We start from the raw sequence: 20,086 nt of genomic DNA, 5'->3' as shown, positions 1-20,086 counted from the left end.
ACCTTCCTTTGTGTTTTTCTACCTGGTTTTCACAACGATGCCGTTGATCTTCGGGCTGCTGATCTTGGTCACAAACCCTATGTTCAGCACGCCGTCAGCCACGCTGACAGGTATCGTCACATCGTAAGCAGTATTATTGCCAGCCTTGGCATAGATGTCAAAGCTGGATAGAACAGTGGTCCCTTCCATTTTGACGTCGAAAACCCTCTGGCCCGTCCCCACGTTGTCCGCGAATTTGAGCATCACGGAGTAGTTGCCGTTGGCAACCGGGATGTTGTAGGACATGACGCTCCCGGCCGTGGTGCTGCCGTAGCGGTAGCTTTGATAGAGCACGTCGTCGGAGGTGCCGGCGATGGTCGCGGTGATGGTCTTGGCAGTCCCGCCGGAATAGTAGCTGTCGGCCTTGTAGGCGGTCCCATCGGCGCCGGTGAAGGCCGCGCCCCCGGCATTGGTGGCGAAGACAACTTTGCCGGCCGTGGTGCTGGTTGCTGCAGTTGCCGTTGCGCTGAAGGCAGCGAGGATTGAGTGGTTAGCGGTCACGTTGGAGAAGGTATAGGTAGAGGCAGCTCTGATCCATTGCCCGTCAACCTGCAGGGACTTGATGCTGTACCCGGCGCTGGGGGTTATGGTGAAGGTCTGGCTTGAACCCTTTGCCACCGATACGCTCCCGGCCGGCGAGATGCTGCCCCCGGTGCCGACGCTAGCCGTGATGGTGTATGTGGTTGTGTTTGCAACGAAGCTCGCCGCGATGGTGTGGTTGGCGGTGACGCTGCTGAAGCTGTAGCTGGCGATGGCTCCCTTGGAGACACCGTCCACCTTGACGTCGGCGATCTTGTAGCCGCTGGCCGCCGCGATGGTGTAGCTCTTGCTGCCGCCGCTCGTGACCGTGGCGGTCCCCGAGGGGGTGATGCTGCCGCCGGTGCCGGCCGTTGCCGTTATGGTGTAGCTGTTGAGCGCGAAGCTCGCGGCGATGGTGTGGTTGGCGCTGACCAGGTTGAAGGTGTAGCTGCCCACTGAGCCCACCGATGCGCCGTCGACGGTGACCGCGGCGATCTTGTAGCCGGTGGCGGGGGTGATGGTGTAGCTCTGGCTCCCGTTGGCGGCGACGGTGGCGGTCCCGGACGGGGTGATGCTGCCGCCGGTGCCGGCGCTGGCGGTGATGCTGTAGCTGTTGAGGGTGAAGCTGGCCGAGATGGTGTGGTTGGCGGTCACGTTGCTGAAGGTGTAGGAGGTGACGGCACCTTTAGCGACGCCGTCCACAGTGACCCCAGCCACCTTGTAGCCGCTGGCGGGGGTGATGCTGAAGGACTGGCTCGCACCGGAGGTGACGGTCACGCTGGTGATGGTGGAGCTGCCGCTGGTCGCCGTGCTCACCTTGGTGTTGCTCAAGGCGGTGACGGTGCCGCCGGCACCGGCCGTCGCGGTGATGGTGTACGTGGTGGGAAGTGCCGGGAAGCTCCTGCTGATCTCGTTGGAGTAGGCGCTCTCGGCCCCCGCCGCGTTGTAAGCGGTGACGGCGAAGTAGTAGGTGCTCCCGTCGCTCAGGCTGCTGCTCGAGTAGCTCGTGGTGCTGCCGACGTCGATGTGCTGCGAGTAGCTGCCGCTGCTGCCGCCGATGTGGACCTTGTAACCGGTAACCCCGGTGCTGTCGGTCGGTGCGCTCCAGGCAATGCTGGCCTGAGCTGCCGCCGCCGGTGTCGCCGTCAGCGTCGTTGTTGCCATTGCGGTAAAAGCCATGATGGCGATGAAGGCCATCCTGGTAAGGGCGGCAAGGCTTTTTCGTGTACTGCTCTTGGACATTAGGCTGCTTCCTCCTGTTTTTTGTGCCGGTTCGGCAGGCGGTATTCCCGGGGGTGCTTGCTGCCCCCCCCCGGGGGTCCTGGCTGGCGCCCTGCTTTGCTTCTGGCCGCCGTGGTTGGGGTGCTCATCTAGCCTCCTTTCCCTTTGGTCTTTAGCTGCAGAGGAATCCGGACGCAAAAAAAGCCGGTGCCTATGGTATCCAGTGGATATTTCGGCAACCCGGCTGTCTGCGTGAGACCCTTAGGCTTTCCGTCACTTCCTCGCGGAAGTTTTAGTATTATCGATATCTGCCTGCAGCTGTTTGTTTGAACGAGACAGTAGCAGTTCGCCGGCCGAACGCTTGTGACGCTTGTCACACTAATGAAAGATCAAGCCCTTCCTTCTTTAACCTTCCGCCGCCTCCCGCCAAAAAAGGCGCTGCGCGTTGCTTCCAAAAGTTACATTGGTATAGTTTAATGGTTTTGCGTCGGCCGGAGAGCGGGAGACGGCGCACCGGGAGGAGTAAAGTGTGCGGTATTGCAGGGATTATTAACATAACGGAGCAGCCCCCCCCCAGCCTGGAGCAGATGGTGGCCATGATCTCGCCGCTGCGTTACCGGGGGCCGGACCAGTCCGGCGTCTACCTCGACCACCGGGTCGCCCTGGGGCATCTGCGCTTGAGCATTATCGGCATCGACGGCGGCATCCAGCCCATCTGCAACGAGACCGGGGAACTGTGGATCGTGTACAACGGCGAGGCCTACAACTACCTCGAGTTGAAACAGGAGTTGCTTGCCCGCGGGCACCGGTTCAGCACCCAGACCGACACCGAGGTGCTGCTGCACCTGTATGAGGAGTACGGCCCTGCCTGCCTGGACAGGATCAACGGCCAGTTTGCCTTCGCGATCTGGGACAGCACCAAGGGGGAGCTCTTCCTGGCCAGGGACCGCGTCGGCGTGCGGCCGCTGTACTACACCTGGAGTGGCGGCCAACTGCTGTTCGCTTCCGAGATCAAGGCCATCCTCGCCGTGACCGGTCGGAGGGAACTCGACCCGGAGGCGGTCGGGCAGCTGTTCGTTTTCTGGAGCACCCTCCCCGGCAGGACCTTCTTTGCGGGGATCGAGGCGCTGCCGCCGGGGCACTACCTGCAGGTCAAAGGTCAACCCTGCCGTCCCAGGGCCTATTGGCGCATCCCGCCCCCCCAACCGGAAGAGCACTGCAAGCTCGAGCTCCCCGAGGCTACCGAGCGTTTTGCCGAGCTTTTGGAAGACGCGGTACGACTGCGGCTGCGCGCCGACGTCCCCGTCGGGGCCTACCTGAGCGGGGGGCTCGACTCCTCCATCATCGCCACGCTGATCGCGCGCCACTGCAAAAGCCGCCTGAAAACTTTCTCGCTGGGGTTTGCCGATGCGGCCTTCGACGAAAGCCTGGCGCAGGAGGAAATGGTGCGCCACCTGGGGACCGACCACCGGCGCGTGCTGGTGGAAGACCAGCAGATCAGGCGCCTGCTGCCGGAAACGGTGTGGCACTGTGAGCAGGCGACCCTGCGCAGTTCGCCGGTCCCCATGTTCCTGCTGTCGCAACTGGTACATTCGGAGGGGTACAAGGTGGTCCTCTCGGGAGAGGGGGCGGACGAGATGCTGGGCGGGTACCACATCTTCAAAGAGGCCAAGGTCAGGGACTACTGGGGGAGGCGCCCCGATTCCGCACGGCGGCCGCGGCTTTTGGAGCGGCTCTATCCCTACATCTTCAACAATCCCTCGCGCGGGCGCTCGTTCCTGCAGGAGTTCTTCGCCGCCAAGCCGGAGCAGCTGCAGGATCCCTTCTTCTCCCATGCCGTGCGCTGGGGGGGAGGGATCCGCAACCTCGCCTTCCTGTCTCCTGAGTATCGCAGCTGTCTGTCCGGCTACGATCACCGCGAGGAAGTGGCCCGCTGGCTACCGGAGGGCTTCGCCGACCGGGATCTCTTTTCTCGCGCGCAGGTGCTGGAAATCGAGCTCTTTCTGGCCGGTTTTCTCCTCTCTTCGCAGGGGGACCGGGTCGCCATGGCTCACTCGGTGGAGATGCGTCACCCATTTCTGGACTACCGGGTCATCGATTTCGCCTTCCGGCTCCCGGCTAAGTGGAAGATGAGGGGACTGCAGGAGAAGTATTTACTGCGCAGGGCGTGCCGCCATCTGCTGCCGCAGCGGATCGCCGACCGGCCGAAACACCCGTACCGGGCGCCGGTGAGCGCACTGTTCACGGCGACCGCGCCTGCGGACTATGTCGACGAACTGCTGTCCGGGCCGAGCCTCAAGTCGAGCGGGTACTTCGACCCAGGCAAGGTGGCGCGCCTCTACCAACGGGTACTGGAGGCCCCGCCGGGGACGGTCGGGGAGTTCGCCAACATGGCGCTCATGGGGGTGCTCTCCACCGAGATCCTGCACCGGCAGTTCCTGGTCTCCGCCTCCTACAGGGGGGTGCGCAGGGTGAGCCCGGACCTGGTGCGCTACGGTGCTGAGCGAAGGGCAGAGGGGCGGGATTGGACAGCGGAGTCACCCCCCACTGACGGGAGAGACCATGGAACTGCAGATGGTGCATAGTTTCCTGGAATCGAGCGCGGCGGCGCGCCCGGACAAGGTCGCACTGGTCCACGACGGGGAGCGGGTCAGCTACCGGCAGTTGAACCGGTCGGCGAGCCGGCTGGCCGGGTTCCTGCTGCAGCGGGGAGTGCTGCCCGGAGACAGGATCGTGATCTTGTTGAGCAACGGCGTGAAGTACGCGGCGAGCTACTACGGCGTGCTGAAGGCCGGAGCGGTGGCCGTGCCGCTGAATGTGGAGACCGGGCAGGAAACGCTGGGCCGACTGCTGGATGAACTGCAACCGGCGGGCATCATCGTGGAGCAGGGGGGCGGCCACCTGTTGCAGCAGTTCCACCTGGTCCCCCCATCGGTCCGCTTCCTGGTCGCCATCGACACCTCCGTCCCCGGTGACGAGCCGCGCCTGGTATGGGGGTGGGACGAGGCGCTCATGGCGGAGGAGCTTCCCGAAGGCGCAGGCAAGGTTTCCCCTGAGGCCCTGGCCAGCATCATTTACACCTCGGGGTCCACCGGACAGCCCAAGGGGGTGATGTTGTCCCACCGCAACATCGTAAGCAACACCCGCTCCATCACGCAGTACCTGCGCCTTACCGAGAACGACATCCAGATGGTGGTGCTCCCGTTTTTTTACGTCATGGGTAAATCGCTGCTCAACACCCACATTGCGGTGGGGGGGACGGTGGTGATCAACAACAACTTCGCCTACACCGCGTCGGTGATCAGGCAGATGGCCGAAGAGGGCGTGACGGGGTTCTCAGGGGTGCCCTCGACCTACGCCTACCTTTTGCACCGCTCGCCGCTGGCCTCGTTCCGGGACCGGCTCCCCAGCCTGCGCTATTGCACCCAGGCCGGCGGCCACATGCCGCGCGAAATCAAGGAGCGGCTGCTGCAGGTACTCCCTCCGCACACCAAGCTTTTCATCATGTACGGCGCCACAGAGGCGGCGGCGCGGCTCACCTACGTCGAGCCGGAGCGGCTTCCGGAAAAGCTCGGCTCCATCGGCAGGGCCATCCCGGGTGTGACCGTGCGGGTGCTGGATGCGCAGGGGGAGGAGCTTCCCGACGGTGCATGCGGCGAACTGGTGGCGTCAGGGCCCAATATCATGGTCGGCTACTGGAACGACCCCGAGGCGACCGCCCGCGTGCTGGACGGCAACGGCTACCATACCGGCGACCTCGGCTACCGCGACGCCGACGGCTATCTCTACGTGACCGGCAGGAAGGACCACCTGCTCAAGGTGGGGGGGCACCGGATCGATCCGCAGGAGATCGAGGAGGTGCTCATGTCCAGCGGGACGCTGCTGGAGGTGGTAGTGCTCGGCCTGGATGACCCGCTGTTGGGCAAGAAGCTGGTGGCACTGGCGGTTCCCCTGGGAGGGAACCCCAGCGACCGGACTCTGCTTTCTTTTTGCCATGCCCGGTTGCCCAGGCACAAGATCCCGGGGGAGATCAGGCTGGTCGCGGCGCTCCCCAAGTACCCAAGCGGCAAGATCGACCGTGCCTCCTGCCTGGCCCTGTGCGGTTGAGGCAGGGTTTAGAGGCACACCACCCCGATACAACTTCAACTCATGCTGCACGACCCGTGGCGCAGGGGCGTGAAAGAAGGTGCCTTATGACAACGACCAAAGGATTTTCCCCCGAGGTGCTCCGGCTCGACCCGCAATGCGAGGCCGACCGGATCTGCGCCAGGATCAGGGAGTTGATGCGCAACCAGGTGAAAAGGGGAGGGGTGGTCGTGGCCCTTTCCGGCGGGATCGACAGCAGCGTCACTGCCGCACTGTCGGTGCGGGCGCTGGGCCGGGAGCGGGTGATCGCCCTGGAAATGCCGGAACGGCATTCGGCGCGGGAGACGCTGGCCTTGAGCGGCAAGGTCGCCGGGGCGCTCGGCATCGCGACCATCGTCGAGGACATCTCCGGCATTCTGCAGTCCGTGGGGTTCTACGAGAAGTACGACAACGCGGTGAGGATGGTGGTGCCGGAGTACGGTGACGGCTGGGCCTCCAAGATCGTCATCTCCGGGGTGGCGAGCCAGCCCCGCTTCACGTCCTTTTACCTGGTCACCCAGAACGCCCAGCAGGTACAGTCGACCGTGCGTCTCCCGCTGCAGCCCTACCTGGAGATCGTGGCCGCCACCAACTTCAAGCAGCGCATCAGGAAGATGCTGGAGTACTACCATGCCGACCGGCTCAACTACGCCGTTGCCGGCACCCCCAATCGCCTGGAATACGATCAGGGCTTCTTCGTGAAGCTCGGCGACGGCGCCGCCGACATCAAGCCAATCGCCCACCTGTACAAGTCCCAGGTGTACCAGCTTGCGGAATTCCTGGGTATCCCCGAGGAGATCCGCAGCCGGAAACCGACCACCGACACCTACTCGCTGGCCCAGGGACAGGACGAGTTCTACTTCTCGCTCCCCTACCAGATGATGGACCTCTGTCTCTACGCCCGAAACAACAACGTCACGGCGGAAAGCACTGCCGCCGTCCTGGGGCTCGAGCCGCAACAGGTGCGGATGGTGTTCCGGGACATCGATACCAAGCGAAAGACCACGCGCTATCTGCACCTTCCGCCGCTTTTGGTGGAAGAGGTGGAGTGGGAATGACCGTACCGGCAAAGGAGGCGACAGATGAACGTAAAGGATGAGATCAGGAGTTTCGTGGTGGAAAACTTTCTCTTCGGCGACGCCGGTGAGCTTACCGACGACAGCTCCTTCATCAGGGAGGGGATCGTCGATTCAACGGGGATCCTGCAACTGGTGGCCTACCTCCAGGAACATTACCAGGTGGCCGTGACGGACGAGGAGCTGATCCCGGAGAACCTCGACTCGGTGCAGCGGGTGGCGGCCTTCGTGGAAGGAAAGCGCAGTGGGGTCCCCTGCGCCGACAGCGAAGGGTAGGTGGCGGTGATGCGACTCAGGATCCTGCAGAGGGTGCTGGGGAGGCTCGCCATGGTCGCCCCGGGGGGGTACACGTTGCGCCCGTGGCTGCACCGGATGCGCGGGGTCCGGATCGGCAGGAACGTCTGGATCAGCCAGATGGTCTACATCGACGAGCAGCACCCGGAGAAGATCGAGATCGGGGACAACGTCACCATCGGGCTGCGGTGCATCATCTTCGCCCATTTCTACCTGGGCGACCGCGCTCCCCAGGAGGTGAAGGGAGGGGTGGTGGTCGAGAAGGATGCCTTCATCGGCCCCAACTGCACCATCCTGCACGGCGTTACCATCGGCGAAGGGGCCGTGGTGGTGGCGGGGAGCGTAGTCACCCGCAACGTCCCCCCCGCCGTCCTCTACGGCCCCCCGGCCGCGGAACCCCTGGCCCGGATCACCCACCCCCTCACGGAAAACGGCCAAGTCCAGTACCAGAAGTTCCTCTTCGGACTCAAGAAACTCTAGTCGTAGCTCTTCTTCATCAGGTGAAACAGGACCGCGAGCAGGAGCATGAACCCGACCGCGATCCCCCCCGCAAGGCGCCTTTTCTCGTGCGACCGCTCGATCTCCTTGAGGGCCGCATCCAGTTTCCCCAACTCCTGGTTGATGGCCGCCGACTCCCCCTTGACCCGGGCCACGTCCACGTCGTGGAACAGGGTGTGAAATCGGTTTCTCACCGCGAACAGCGACTTGCCCATCTTCTCGGTGTCCACTCCGCTCACCTGGAAGGCGGCAATCCTGCGCGAGATGTTGTCGATATATGCCTCGGTCTGCTGCATCGCGTCCCTGATGGCGCGCGCCCTGTCGAAGCTGTGGCAGCGGGTGCAGCTCTTTTCGTTGATGAGCGCCAGTGACGCCTTCACCACCTGGTGGTTGCCGTGGCAGGTCACGCAGGTGGGACCGCCGGCGCCAAGCGCCCTGCCGTGGGCGCTGGAGAGGTAATCCTTGTAGACCCCGGGGTGGCAGCGCCCGCAGAAGGCGGGGATATCCTTCTCCTTGGGAGCACCCAGAAAGCCTCGTTGCGGGGTCATGGCGTTGGCCGCGTCCTTGGGGTCGCCGCCATGGCAGCCGTTGCAGGAGATGCCGTTTTCGGCGTGGATGCTACTGCGCCACAATTTCACCGGCGCCCCGAGCCGGTCTGGCAGCGAACCGTGGCACTGGATGCAGACCGTCTCCGGTTGCTCCACCGGGGCGGCCTGGGCCGGCTGCAGGAAGGCGAGCAAGGCAAGGAGCAGGATGGCCAGGGTGTTTTTGCAGATCATGACAGGTGCCCCCATACGCTAAGAGCGATCCAGAGCAGGATGCCCGCTATCACCAGGGTCAGGAATATCGGCCGCTTCAGCGGATGCCGCTCCGGGGAACGGTCGATGAACGGGAGCAGCGCCAGGAAGGTCATCGCCGCCGCCTGAACGGAGAGCCCCAAAAGCTCGCTCGGGAAGATCTTCAGGGTCTGGTAGTTGGCCAGGAAGTACCACTCCGGCTTGATGTGCGCCGGCGTCTTGAAGGGGTCGGCCGGGACGAAGGCATCCGGGGTGAAGGGCATGCCCGGCCAGAAGAAGACCACCGCCAGGAAGATGGCGAAGTAGACCGAGATCGAGGTCAGGTCCTGCAGCACGTAGTTGGGGAAGAAGGGGATCCCGCCCGGATGCCCCTGGTAGTGGTACTGCTGCGCCTCGAAGGGGTTGGCGGTCCCCTCCCTGCCGAAGGGGGGCGCCGAGATCCCGGTACGTTTCAAAAGGAACAGGTGCGCGCCGATCAAGGCGGCAATCACCACCGGGAGCACCGCCGCGTGCAGGGCGAAGAAGCGCCCCAGCGTGGGCGGGCCGACCAGCTTGCCGCCGCGCAGGAACTCCACCAGGTAGGGACCCAGAACCGGAACGGCGCTGGCGCTGTTGGTGGCGACCGTGGTGGCCCAGAAGGAGAGCTGGCTCCAGGGGGCCAGGTAACCGGTGAGCGAGATCCCCTGCACCAGGGCGAGCAGGGTGAAGCCGGTGACCCAGTTCAACTCGCGCGGCGCCTTGTAGCTCCCCATGAGCAGGGTGGAGAGCATGTGCAGGATGAGCACCGCCACCATCATGTTGGATCCCACCGCGTGGCACAGGCGGATCAGCCATCCGAACGGGACCTCGTTCATGATGAAGGTGACGCTCTTGAAGGCCTTGTCGGCATCGGGAACGTAGTAGATCATGAGCAGCATCCCGGTGACCACCTGCAGGGCGAAGATGACCAGGAGCACGCTCCCCAGTGAATACCACTCGTTGATGTTGCGCGGCAGCAGGTAGCCGGTCAGCTCCTTCTCCACGATCTCGCCGACCCCGATGCGCAGGTCGAGCCAGCGGTACAGCCTCTTTAGCATGGGCGTTTGCCTCCCTGGACGGTTAACCGATGGTGATGTTGCCTTCGGTGACGGTGAGCGGGATCTTGGCGAGCGGACGCGGCGGGGGACCCCCCAGCACGGTACCGTCGGTGGAGAACTGGCCGCCGTGGCAGGGACACAGGAACTGCTGCTTCTCCTTGACCCACTGCACGATGCAGCCCAGGTGGGTGCAGACCGCGGAGAGGGCGACCAACTCGCCGCTCTTGGTCTTGATCAGGACCGCCGAGGAACCGGCGAACTCGAAAAACTTGGCGTCTCCTTCCTTGAGCTCTCCCGCCGGTATCACCAGCTTGGCACCCCCCCCCTGGCCAGACCTGGGCGCCAGGTAGCGGAACACCGGGTAACCCGCGGCGACCGCAGCGGCGGCCGTGGCCCCGGCCACACAGACCCCGAGAAACCTCCTCCTCCCTTCGTTCTCCATGCATCCTCCCTGCCGTTGTCTGTCGATTCGGCTCAAGTATAATGACAGCTTGCACCATTTCAAGCGGATTTTTCATGAAGCTGAGGTGGTGCCAGCATTCACGTGCGGGCCGCCCCCCCCGCCATCATCGCGGCACGGGCCACTGCGCTCGCCGCGTCCCCACCGAATCTAATGAGGACTCTGCCGTTTCCCTCTTTACCCCCGACGCCCTTTTCCGGTATGCTGGCGCACTGCCCCCAATGCCTCATCAAAGGAGAACAAGATGGAGACCTACTACGATCCCAGGGACCTGGGGAGCTTCGCCGAGATCGGCAAGGATGCGCCGGAACTGGCGGGGAAATTTTTCGACTACTACAAGGAGGTCTTTGCCGAGGGGGAACTCACCGAGCGGGAAAAGGCGCTGATCGCACTTGCCGTCGCCCACACCGTACAATGCCCCTACTGCATCGACGCCTACACCAGGGCCTGCCTGGAAAAAGGGTCGCACCTGGGCGAGATGACCGAAGCGCTGCACGTGGTGACTGCGATCCGCGGCGGGGCCTCCCTGGTGCACGGCGTGCAGATGCGCAAGATTGCCGAGAAGCTCTCGCTTTAGGAGACGGGATGGACCAGGCAAGACAAAGGCAGGGGGAGAGCTTCGGGGAGCGGCTGGCGCGGCACGGGCTCGCGCTGACCCGGGAACGGACCACGGCGCTGCAGGTGAACGTGGGGCTTGCCTGCGACCTCGCCTGCGGCCACTGCCACCTCGAGGCGGGGCCGGCGCGGGACGAGATGATGCAGCCGGAGGTAATGGCGGAGGTGATCGCCTGTGCCCGCCGCTTCAGGTTTGCCAGCATCGACCTGACCGGTGGCGCCCCCGAACTGGTACCGGAGCTCCCCTACCTGGTGCGGGGGCTGGCGCCGGAGACACCGAGGCTGATCGTGCGCACCAACCTGGTCTCGCTGGAAGGGGAGCGGGGGGAGGAACTGTTGCGGCTGTACCGCGAGTTGCAGGTGGTGCTGGTGGCCTCGCTTCCCGCCGGCAACCAGGCCCAGACCGAGGCCCAGCGCGGCGCCGGGGTGTGGGACAGGAGCATCCGGGCGCTGAAGCGGCTCAACGAGCTGGGCTACGGCCTGCCGGGCAGCCCGCTCGAGCTCGACCTGGTCAGCAACCCCTCCGGGGCCTTCCTGCCGCCACCGCAGCTCCAGGCCCAGGAGAAGTTCCGGCGCGACCTTGCCCGCAAACACGGCGTCAGTTTCCACAACCTCTACACCTTCGCCAACGTTCCCCTGGGGCGGTTCCGGAGCTTTTTGGAGCGCTCGGGGAACCTGGACGGCTACCTGGAAACGCTGTCGGCGGGGTTCAACCCCTGCGCCGTGGCCGGGCTCATGTGCCGCAGCCAGCTTTCCGTGGACTGGCGCGGTCGGCTCTTCGACTGCGATTTCCACCTGGCCCAGGGGCTCTTCCACGGCGGAGCAGAACGCTTCATCTCCGCCCTCTCCGAACTCCCCCCTTGCGGCACCCCCATTGCCGCCGCCGATCACTGCTACGCCTGCACGGTGGGCTCGGGGTTCACCTGAGGCGGCAGCATCGTGGCCTAGTTAGGCCGCTTTCCTGCCGGCTGCGCCGGCTCCGCTTCGGGGCGGAACACCCGTCCCCGGTAGCTCCCCTTTTGCTCCCAGAACTGGCGGAACTCCCGGTTGCGCAGCACGCGCATCTGGGCGATGGTGCGCCTGCCGAGCTCGGCAGGAAGCTTGCCGCGCGGCACCCGCAGCCAGGGGCCGCGCCAGGACTTGGCACGGTACCAGACCCCGCCGCTGGCCTTGAAGTAGGTCGGGGCGAGGTAGAAGAGGTCCTCGCCGCGACCGGCCGCCACCCCGAACCCGAGCTCCGCGGGAAACAGAAACAGCGGCGCCCGCTGCGCAGCAGGCGGTGGACGCCGCTGGCGCTCCCCCTCCTCCGGCGCGGCGGCGGGGGGAGCTTGCTCCTGCTGCCGGTAGTACTCGTCGTAGAACTGGTACGGGTAGTAGGTTCCGTCAGCGCGTGCGCTCCCCGCCACGGCGGTCAGCGCCAGCAGCACCATGCATGCGTTTTTCACGGCAGCCTCCCTTGCCGCGCCTGGTCCGCGAGCCCGGTCAGTGCCAGGCTCGCCCGCCACAGGCGTCCTGCTGCGGCTTCGTCGTAGGATGCGGGTGAGGATGCGGCTTCTTTTTCTTCGCAGTAGTAGCCGCCGCTTTTGCCGGCCACCTCGCCGGCACAGGCCAGGTAGAGCACGGTGCGCGCGGCGCGGCGCGCCCCGACCAGCCTGCCGCTTCGCAGCGAGCCCGCGATGTGGGACAGCCAGCTCCCCAGGCCGTTGTTGAGCGCGAAGCGGGTCAGCACGTTGCCCGGCGCCGCCGCGTTGGCCGTGACCCCGCTCCCTGCCAGGCGCCGGGCCAGTTCGTAGGTGAAGAGCAGGTTGGCCAGCTTGGACTGGGCATACGCTCTCCTGCCGTCGTACTCCCGTTCCAGGTTCAGGTCGTCGAAGTCCATCCCCGGGCAGGCCCGGTGCGCCGCCGAGGCCACGTTGACCACCCGGGCCCGCCCCGCCACGCGCAGCCGCTCCATGAGCAGCATGGTCAGCAGGAAGTAACCCAGGTGGTTCAGGGCGAAGGTCATCTCCACCCCTTCGGCGCTGGTGACGCGCCGGTCGAACCTCCCCCCGGCGTTGTTCACCAGCAGGTCCAGGCGCGGGTACACCGCGTTCAAGCGGCGGGCGACGGCGCGGACCTCCTCCTGGCTGGAGAGGTCCGCCTGCCAGAACTCGACGTGGTAGTTGCCGCTTGCCCGCACGATCGCTTCGGCGCTACGCGCGCAGCGCTCCCGGTCCCGTCCCACCCCGATCAGCGTCGCCCCCTCCCGGGCCAGCGCGAGGGCGGTGGCTCTGCCGATCCCGGAACTGGCACCGGTCACCAGGCAGATCTTGCCGGTCATGTCTCCCCACCCGCCCATGTCGTCCCCCTTGCGAACCTTTAAAACAATCTAACGATTCTCCGGTGGCCGGTGCGATTGTCAAGACTCCCTTGCCCCATTTTTCATTGGGAAGTTGGCGGTCATCTGCGCTATAGTGGCCAATGGTCCCGGCTCCGGCCGGGCGGACCTCGAGGAGGAGAAGGGGGAGCCGGTGGCAAGAAGACCATGGGTGGACAAGGAACAATGCATCAGCTGCGGCATCTGCATCGCCAACTGCCCGCAGGTGTTCCGCTTCGACAGTCACGGCAAGTCGGAGTGTTACGACCCCGCCGGCGCTGCGCAGGAAGTGATCCAGGCGCAGGCGGTCGAGCTCTGCCCGGTGTCGTGCATCGGCTGGGAGGAGCAATAGGTGGCACGCGTGGGGAGGCCCGCCGGCCTCATCAAAGGGGGCGCGCTGTTCGCCTGCGTGGTGGCGATCAGCCTGTTGCACTACCTGACGCCGCTTAGGCTGGGGATGCTGCACGACATCTTCCAGCGCCTGTACTACATCCCCATCATTCTGGCTGCCTACTGGTTCGGTTTTCGCGGCGGCATCGGCTGCGCCATCCTGGTGACCGTGGCCTACGCCCCGCACATCCTGTTCCAGTGGGGAGGGCACATCGCCATGGAGATGGAGAAGTACCTGGAGGTAATCCTCTACAACGTGGTGGGGGGGATCACCGGCTTTCTGTCGCAGCAGGAGCGCTGCCGGCGCGAGGAACTGGAGCAGACCGCCCAGGGGCTGGAGGATTCCTTCCGGCAGCTGAAGAGCCAGTCGGAACTGATCATCAGGATCGAGGAGCAGTTGCGGCGCGCCGAGCGCCTGTCCGCTCTGGGCGAGCTCTCCGCCATCCTGGCCCACGAGATCAGGAACCCGCTCGCCTCCATCCGCGGCACCGCCGAGATCCTGATGGAGCAGGGGGTCCCCGCCGAGCGGCGCGGCGAGTTCCTGGAGATCCTGGTCAAGGAGTCGGACCGGCTCAACCGGGTGGTGGAGGACTTCCTGCGCATGGCGCGTCCGGAACCGGCGGACAAAAGGGAATGTGACATCAACGAGGAGCTGGCCAACATGGTCACCCTGCTCTCGGCCCAGGCCAGCAGCTGCGGGGTGAGCCTGGACCTTTCCCGCGGCAGCCTGCCGCGGCTGGTGGCGGATCCGGAGAAGCTGCGCCAGGCCTTTTTGAACATCATGCTGAACGCCATCCAGGCCTCGCCGGAAGGGGGGACGGTCCGGGTGGCGACTTCCTGCAACCTGGAGGCGGGGGTGGTCGAGATCCGCTTCACCGACCAGGGGGGCGGGATTGCCGCCGACGCCGTCGCCCACATCTTCGAGCCCTTCTTCACCACCAAGGGAAGCGGCACCGGGTTGGGACTCCCGATCACCAAGAAGATCGTGGAGGGGCACGGCGGCAGCGTGACCGTGGCGAGTGAGCCGGGCAGGGGGGCGACCTTCAAGGTGCTGCTCCCGGTCAAGGGGTGAGGTTGTGGAAAATCCTACGCTCCCTGCAGGATATTCCACAGGGGGCGTGTCCGCCCCGTGGGCTCCAGCGCGGCCGGCACAGTGATACCTGGCAGTTAGCTCCCTTGGGCGCTGTGGCACGCTCCTTGTAAAACGAGCAGCGTCCGGCCAGCCGGGCGCATCCCGCGCCTGTCGCGCCCGATCGGGAGCAGCCCATGAAAAACAAGATCCTGAACATCTCCCTCGTCATCGTCGTAGTCGCCGTGCTGGCCGTTTTCGCTTTCTACGTGCGGGTCGGTGCGACGGCCGACCAGGTGGTGCTGCTGCGCACCTCGGGAATGACCTGCGGCAGCTGCGTCAAGAAGATCACCGACGCGCTGCAGTCCCAAAGGGGGGTGGCGGCGGCGGAAGTGGACCTGGAGTCGGGGCTGGTGGTTGCCGGATACGACTCGAAGCAGACCGCGCCGGACCAACTCGCCCAGGCTGTGCGCAAGAGCGGTTTCCAGTCCCAGGTGGCCCAGGTGATCACCCCGCAGCAGTTCCGCAGCGTGGTCGGCCGGGACGTCGGGGGGAAGGCCGTCCCCGGCGGGTGCTGCGGCCAGCGCGGCTGCGGCGGCGCCCAATAGAAGGTTTTCGCGCCCCCGCGGCGCGACTCAGCAAAGAGCCTGCCCGTCAGGCCCCAAAAGGAGCAACACATGGTTCAGTCGAGCAAAAAAGGATTCCGGACCCTCCTTCTCATCGCCATCGTCGTGGCCGCCATGGCCAGCGTCGCCTTCGCCTTCAGCCTGCCCGGGATGGGCAAGTTCGAGAAGGTGAAGGCCGTCGCCGGCAGCGTCACCATCCCCACAGCCAAGGTGAGCGACGGCAAGGCCCACTTTTACAAGTTCGCCGACGCGGGCAAGGAGATCAACTTCTTCGTGGTCAAGGGGAGCGACGGCCAGTTGCACGTCGCCTTCGACGCCTGCGACGTCTGCTACCGCGAGAAGAAGGGGTATGAGCAGCAGGGGGAGAAGATGAACTGCCTCAACTGCAACCAGAAGTTCGCCATCAACAAGATCGGGGCGGCCTCGGCCGGCGGCTGCAACCCCTCCTACCTTCCCGCCAGGGTTGACGGCGGCAAGGTGACCATCTCGGTCAACGATCTCAAGGCCGGGGCCCGCTTCTTCTAGCCAGGCGCCGTTGGGAGCGCAACCATCACCAGCCGCACAGACGCCGGTACGCGCCAGGACGCGCGACCGGCGTTTTTTTCGTGCCCCCTTACCCGCACCGGCAGGCGGCCGTCGCGCCAGCCGTCGCCCGGCGCCGGGTTTTGCTGGTTGACACCCGTCTTGCCGGCGGTGTATTACAGAAGGGCAGGCAGCATCAGGGGGTAACACGTGAGCAAGGACAAGGACGAGCGCAAGAGGTCACACCTCAGGCTCGTGGTAAATAACGCGGAAAACAGGAGTGCCAGGCCTTCGGCCCCGGAGCAGGAGTTCGTTCCCCTGGAGGAGCTGATCGCCAACCGGGACCTGTTCCGCCCCGCCTTCTACCGCGGCATGGGCAGGCTGCAGACCAAGGGGTACCAGCAGCTGGAGCGCTTCCTGGCCAACCGCGGCGCCCCTTACGGCATCGATCCCGTGCACGGCAAGGTGATGGTGCTCCCGGCCGGCAGCGTCTCGCCCGAGGCGCTCGAGTACGGTTCGCCGCAGGATGAGCTGCTGTTGAGCATCTCCGAGGACGCCGGCGGCTCGGGGCTTTGCTTTTCCCTGGAGATGATCCTTCCCTACTTCAGCGAGGACGATGCGGTCATGGAGGAGGCGCTCCTCTTTGCGCCGGTCCTGCAGTACGGCGCCCTGTTCCTGGAGGAGAACCCCCACGACGGGATGCTGGACCTGATCTACCGCCTGGCCGTGCCGCTGTTCCCGCCGGTGCTCACCGCCCGCCTGGCCGAGCGCATGTTCGCCATCTTTTCCTTCGAACTGAAGGAGACCTTCCTCGCCCTTTCCGACTACCCGGAGGGGTAGGGCTCCCGCCAGCCTCCCGCCCCCTCCCGGGGGCTCCCCTGCCTTGCTGCCGGCCTTTTCACGGCCGGTGCGGGCAGATGTTTAATATTGAAAAGTTTTTCTGATAGTGATATTTATCGAGGGCCTAACTCCCAGGCCAGGTAGCTCTTTAGTACCCGGCTAGCCGTGCGGTCAGGCTGTCCCGTGTTCTGGAGCAACTGACGCTTTTTGCGCTTACCCGCACAGTTAACCGTTCTCTTTACCCAACCAACCATCCGGACTTAGGAAGCCTTCCATGAAAGTGTTGTCTTTAGTGTCAACTGCACTGGCCGGTCTCGCCCTGTTCTGCACCAGCCCGGCTTTCGGTGCATCCTGTACGACAACGGAATGCCACGCTCCCCTCGCTGCGGTCAAATATCCCCACGCTCCCGTCAAGGACGGCGACTGTTCCCCCTGCCATGCCCAGAAGGGAAAGGAGCACCCGGTCAAGGGGGCCAAGACTTTCGATCTCACCGCCAAGGGCGCGGACCTTTGCAAGGATTGCCACGACGGCATCGGGAAGAAGAGGCTGGTGCACGCGCCGGTCAAGGAAGGGGAGTGCACCGGCTGTCACAAACCCCATGGGGCTTCGCAGCGCTTCCTGCTCGACGTGGGGGAGGACCGTTCCGCGCTCTGCCTGAACTGCCACGACGCCAAGCCGTTCAAGGAGAAGTTCATGCACGGCCCCGCCGCGGTCGGCTCCTGCGGCGCCTGCCACGACCCGCACGATGCCGCGGAGAAAGGGCTCATGAAGGGGAAGGTGCGCGACATCTGCCTTTCCTGCCACGCCGACTTCGCCAAGCTCCTGAAAGAGGCCACCGTGGTGCACCCGCCGGTGGGCAAGGATGCCTGTACCGCCTGTCATGACCCGCACGGTTCGCAAAACCGCATGTTCATCAAGAACAAGCTCCCCGATCTGTGCACCGGGTGCCACAAGAACATCGGCAAGGTGGTCGCCTCCGCCAAGGTGCTGCACAAGCCGATGCTCCAGGAGGGGGGGTGCTCCAACTGCCACTCCTCGCATTTCGGCAAGGCTAAGGGGATGCTCTCGGCGGACCAGATGACGGTCTGCCTTGGGTGCCACGGCACCGACACCCTCGGTACTCCGCCGCTTAAGAACATCAAGAAGCAGATCGAGGGGAAACCCTTCCTGCACGGTCCGTTGAAGAAGGGTGACTGCCGGGCCTGCCACGACCCGCACGGCTCCGACAACTTCCGCATGCTCAAGGGGAACTACCCGGACGACCTGTACCTTCCCTACAAGGACGGGGCGTACGACGCCTGCCTGAAATGTCACGAGCGGAACCTGCTCCGGTTCCCCGAGACCACGATCTACACCAAGTTCAGAAACGGCAACCGCAATCTGCACTACGTGCACGTGGTGGCGCGCAAGGGGCGCACCTGCCGCATCTGCCACGAGGCGCATGCAAGCGACGGCGACAAGCTGATCAACAAGGAAGGGTCGCAGTTCGGGGCGTGGAAGATCCCGCTGAACTTCTCGATGACCTCGACCGGTGGCAGTTGTGCCCCGGGGTGCCACAGGAAATTCAAGTACGACAGGGTGAAGGCCGAAGTCTACAACTAGTGGCGACGGTACTTTCTAATCAATAAGGAGCACGTAAATGAACGGACAATTTGGTGGCGCCGTGACCGGATGTACTGCCAGGCGGATCAAAAACCTCATGCTCATGATTGCGCTGGTGACCCTGCTTACCGGGTGTCTGGCCAAATCAAAAGCGCATGACCCGGTTTTCTTCCCGCCGCCACCTGAGGAACCCCACATTCAGTATCTCACCGGGGCCACCAGTTCCTTGGACTTTGGCGCAAAGCAGGGTTCGTTGTCCAAGCTCCTCGTCGGGGGAGCCGAGACGGTCACACGCCTTGCCAAGCCCTACGGCATTGCCGAGCACAAAGGGAAGATCTACGTCTGCGACACGACTGCCGGCCAGATCGTCGTGGTGGACTTCATCAACAAGACCATGAAGAACCTCATCGACGAGCGCGGTGTCGGCAAGCTGAGAAAGCCGGTCAGCGTCGCGGTGGACGACGAGGGTTACGTGTACGTTGCCGACACCGGCCGCAAGGACGTCGCGGTCTACAACCAGGCCGGCAAGTACGTCAAGTCGTTCGGCTCCACCTTCGAGCACGTGAGCATGATCGGGGTGGCCGTCCACGGCGACGACCTGTACATCCTGGACAACCGCCTGGGCAAGGTTTTCGTGGTCAACAGGAAAACGGCGGAAGTGCAGACCGTCATCGGCGACAACCCCGACCGCACCAAGAATCTCTCGCTTCCCAACGGGCTCACCGTGGACAGCAGGGGGATGGTGCGCGTGGTCAATGTCGGCAACGGGACGGTGAAGGAGTACGACCGCGACGGCAACATGCTCTCCGTCTTCGGCAGGCTGGGCGACTCCCCGGGCGAGTTCACCCGCCCCCGCGGCGTCGCCGTGAATGACGACCGGATGGTCTACGTCGTCGATGGCGGTTACCAGCTGGTCCAGGTCTTCGACGAAAAACACCGCATCCTCGGCTATTTCGGCGCGCCGGGCCTTCCCGTCGGCTCGTTGAATCTCCCCGCGGGCATCGTGGTGAGCAGGGAAAACCTCGACTTCTACCAGAAGTTCGCGGCTCCCGGCTTCAAGCTGCGCGAGGTCATTTTCGTTTCCAACCAGTACTCCTCGCCTTTCAACCATGCCCTGGCCGTTTTTGGTCTCGGTGAGATGGAGGGATGGGAGCAGCGCGCTGCGCAGCGGGCCAAGGAGGACGCGGAGGTGCTGGAGAAGCGCAAGAAACTGTTGCAGCAGCTGCGGCAGCAACCGGGCCAACAGCAGCAACAGCAGCAGCAACAGGAAAAGTAGTTCTTTTATTTCGCCAACTCCTGCCTTGCCATGAGGCAGGAGTTGCCCATTTTATTTACGCCCGGGTTTCCCCGCGGCTGTGTTATCTGGAGCAGGCATGTCAAAGGTTGCGCACAATCTGTTAAAGGTCATCCTCTGCTTAAGCCTTTTGTGCAGTTGCAACCCTGTGACAGTGCACAAGATCACCACGACGATCTTTGATGGCGTGCCGAGTCTCCCTCCCACGGAGCAGCTCTGCCAGGAATACCATGAAGCGAAGGTGACCGAGGAGGCCGCCAAGGCCAACGCCCCCGCCTTGGCCTTGGCGGCACAGAACAAGAAGGCGGCCATCAAAGGGCATCCCCCCTACATGGAGAAGCGGTGCAACGACTGTCACGACAAGTCCACCGATTCCGGTCTGATCAAGCCCAAGGACCAGATCTGCTTTGTCTGCCACCCCACCATCATCAAGAAGTATTACGTTCACGGCCCGGTTTCCGTCGGTGCCTGCCTCGATTGTCATGACCCCCACTCGTCCGGCCAGCCTGCACTGCTCAAAGTGGAAAAGAAGGATCTGTGCGCCGTCTGTCACAAAGAGAAGCGCATAGCCGAGTCGATGCACAAGAAGGTCACCGAGTCGGGCATGGCCTGTACCGACTGCCACGACCCACACGATGGCGACGCCAAGTACTTTCTGAGGTAGCT

Annotated in this window: 21 protein-coding genes and 1 riboswitch; of the genes, 15 read left to right on the top strand and 6 right to left on the bottom strand. The window is 64.4% G+C overall.

The window, feature by feature from the left end:
- Positions 1–18 precede the first annotated feature (18 nt).
- Positions 19–1,800 (bottom strand): malectin, encoded by a 1,782-nt coding sequence (locus H7687_RS13820; RefSeq protein WP_183348349.1) that lies wholly within the window; start codon positions 1,798–1,800, stop codon positions 19–21.
- A 210-nt stretch (positions 1,801–2,010) separates the two neighbouring features.
- Positions 2,011–2,086: riboswitch (cyclic di-GMP riboswitch) on the bottom strand.
- A 220-nt stretch (positions 2,087–2,306) separates the two neighbouring features.
- On the opposite strand from H7687_RS13820, the gene asnB reads away from it, so the two are divergent.
- The 5 genes from asnB (at position 2,307) to H7687_RS13795 (ending at position 7,754) form a co-directional block, all read left to right on the top strand.
- Entirely contained in the window at positions 2,307–4,364 is a 2,058-nt protein-coding gene (gene asnB, locus H7687_RS13815; protein ID WP_183348346.1) for an asparagine synthase (glutamine-hydrolyzing), read from the top strand.
- The gene (locus H7687_RS13810) at positions 4,342–5,886 is read left to right on the top strand and encodes a class I adenylate-forming enzyme family protein (RefSeq protein WP_183348344.1); all 1,545 of its coding nucleotides are present in this window, start codon (positions 4,342–4,344) and stop codon (positions 5,884–5,886) included. Before asnB ends, H7687_RS13810 begins: the two co-directional genes overlap by 23 nt.
- 86 nt (positions 5,887–5,972) lie before the next feature.
- Positions 5,973–6,962 (top strand): NAD(+) synthase, encoded by a 990-nt coding sequence (nadE, locus tag H7687_RS13805; RefSeq protein ID WP_183348342.1) that lies wholly within the window; start codon positions 5,973–5,975, stop codon positions 6,960–6,962.
- A 24-nt stretch (positions 6,963–6,986) separates the two neighbouring features.
- Positions 6,987–7,256 carry an acyl carrier protein gene (locus H7687_RS13800; RefSeq protein WP_183348340.1) on the top strand — a complete coding sequence of 90 codons (270 nt, stop codon included), beginning with the start codon at positions 6,987–6,989 and terminating at the stop codon, positions 7,254–7,256.
- 9 nt (positions 7,257–7,265) lie between these two features.
- Entirely contained in the window at positions 7,266–7,754 is a 489-nt protein-coding gene (locus H7687_RS13795) for an acyltransferase (protein ID WP_183348338.1), read from the top strand.
- On the opposite strand, the gene H7687_RS13790 is transcribed toward H7687_RS13795, so the two are convergent.
- Genes H7687_RS13790 through H7687_RS13780 form a run of 3 tightly spaced genes read right to left on the bottom strand, consistent with a single transcriptional unit; the run spans position 7,751 to position 10,087 of the window.
- Positions 7,751–8,551: a cytochrome c3 family protein gene (locus H7687_RS13790; protein ID WP_183348336.1), complete on the bottom strand. Its 801-nt coding sequence runs from the start codon at positions 8,549–8,551 to the stop codon at positions 7,751–7,753. The genes H7687_RS13795 and H7687_RS13790 overlap by 4 nt on opposite strands.
- Positions 8,548–9,645, bottom strand: coding sequence for a cytochrome b (locus H7687_RS13785; protein WP_183348333.1), 1,098 nt, complete (start codon positions 9,643–9,645; stop codon positions 8,548–8,550). The genes H7687_RS13790 and H7687_RS13785 overlap by 4 nt, the downstream gene beginning before the upstream one ends.
- Before the next feature lie 22 nt (positions 9,646–9,667).
- Entirely contained in the window at positions 9,668–10,087 is a 420-nt protein-coding gene (locus H7687_RS13780) for a QcrA and Rieske domain-containing protein (RefSeq protein ID WP_183348331.1), read from the bottom strand.
- Between the two features lie 262 nt (positions 10,088–10,349).
- On the opposite strand from H7687_RS13780, the gene H7687_RS13775 reads away from it, so the two are divergent.
- A complete protein-coding gene (locus H7687_RS13775; RefSeq protein ID WP_183348329.1) occupies positions 10,350–10,682 on the top strand; it encodes an arsenosugar biosynthesis-associated peroxidase-like protein in 333 nt (110 codons plus the stop codon).
- Between the two features lie 8 nt (positions 10,683–10,690).
- Positions 10,691–11,647 (top strand): arsenosugar biosynthesis radical SAM (seleno)protein ArsS, encoded by a 957-nt coding sequence (gene arsS, locus H7687_RS13770; RefSeq protein ID WP_183348327.1) that lies wholly within the window; start codon positions 10,691–10,693, stop codon positions 11,645–11,647.
- Between the two features lie 17 nt (positions 11,648–11,664).
- Here arsS and H7687_RS13765 read toward each other — a convergent pair whose 3' ends face one another.
- Complete coding sequence (locus tag H7687_RS13765; RefSeq protein ID WP_183348325.1) at positions 11,665–12,165, bottom strand: hypothetical protein; 501 nt, start codon at positions 12,163–12,165, stop codon at positions 11,665–11,667.
- Positions 12,162–13,058 carry an SDR family oxidoreductase gene (locus H7687_RS13760; RefSeq protein WP_198424636.1) on the bottom strand — a complete coding sequence of 299 codons (897 nt, stop codon included), beginning with the start codon at positions 13,056–13,058 and terminating at the stop codon, positions 12,162–12,164. Before H7687_RS13760 ends, H7687_RS13765 begins: the two co-directional genes overlap by 4 nt.
- A 172-nt stretch (positions 13,059–13,230) precedes the next feature.
- Here H7687_RS13760 and H7687_RS13755 point away from each other — a divergent pair, with 172 nt between their 5' ends.
- The 8 genes from H7687_RS13755 (at position 13,231) to H7687_RS13720 (ending at position 20,084) form a co-directional block, all read left to right on the top strand.
- Positions 13,231–13,428, top strand: coding sequence for a ferredoxin (locus H7687_RS13755; RefSeq protein WP_183348323.1), 198 nt, complete (start codon positions 13,231–13,233; stop codon positions 13,426–13,428).
- Positions 13,429–14,538 (top strand): two-component system sensor histidine kinase NtrB, encoded by a 1,110-nt coding sequence (locus H7687_RS13750; protein WP_281376712.1) that lies wholly within the window; start codon positions 13,429–13,431, stop codon positions 14,536–14,538. It begins immediately after the preceding gene.
- A 194-nt stretch (positions 14,539–14,732) separates the two neighbouring features.
- The gene (locus H7687_RS13745; RefSeq protein WP_183348321.1) at positions 14,733–15,143 is read left to right on the top strand and encodes a heavy-metal-associated domain-containing protein; all 411 of its coding nucleotides are present in this window, start codon (positions 14,733–14,735) and stop codon (positions 15,141–15,143) included.
- 69 nt (positions 15,144–15,212) lie between these two features.
- Entirely contained in the window at positions 15,213–15,686 is a 474-nt protein-coding gene (locus H7687_RS13740) for a DUF2318 domain-containing protein (RefSeq protein WP_183348320.1), read from the top strand.
- A 207-nt stretch (positions 15,687–15,893) separates the two neighbouring features.
- A complete protein-coding gene (locus H7687_RS13735; protein ID WP_183348319.1) occupies positions 15,894–16,523 on the top strand; it encodes a hypothetical protein in 630 nt (209 codons plus the stop codon).
- Between the two features lie 274 nt (positions 16,524–16,797).
- A complete protein-coding gene (locus H7687_RS13730; protein WP_183348318.1) occupies positions 16,798–18,126 on the top strand; it encodes a cytochrome c3 family protein in 1,329 nt (442 codons plus the stop codon).
- A gap of 253 nt (positions 18,127–18,379) precedes the next feature.
- Positions 18,380–19,402: an NHL repeat-containing protein gene (locus H7687_RS13725; protein WP_183348317.1), complete on the top strand. Its 1,023-nt coding sequence runs from the start codon at positions 18,380–18,382 to the stop codon at positions 19,400–19,402.
- Positions 19,403–19,568: 166 nt separating this feature from the next.
- Entirely contained in the window at positions 19,569–20,084 is a 516-nt protein-coding gene (locus H7687_RS13720; RefSeq protein WP_246404878.1) for a cytochrome c3 family protein, read from the top strand.
- Positions 20,085–20,086: the final 2 nt, after the last annotated feature.

The organism is Geomonas paludis, from assembly GCF_014193585.1.
Lineage (GTDB): Bacteria > Desulfobacterota > Desulfuromonadia > Geobacterales > Geobacteraceae > Geomonas > Geomonas paludis.
The sequence above is the reverse complement of the archived record's forward strand: the minus strand, read 5'-3'. Positions and strand labels throughout refer to the sequence as shown.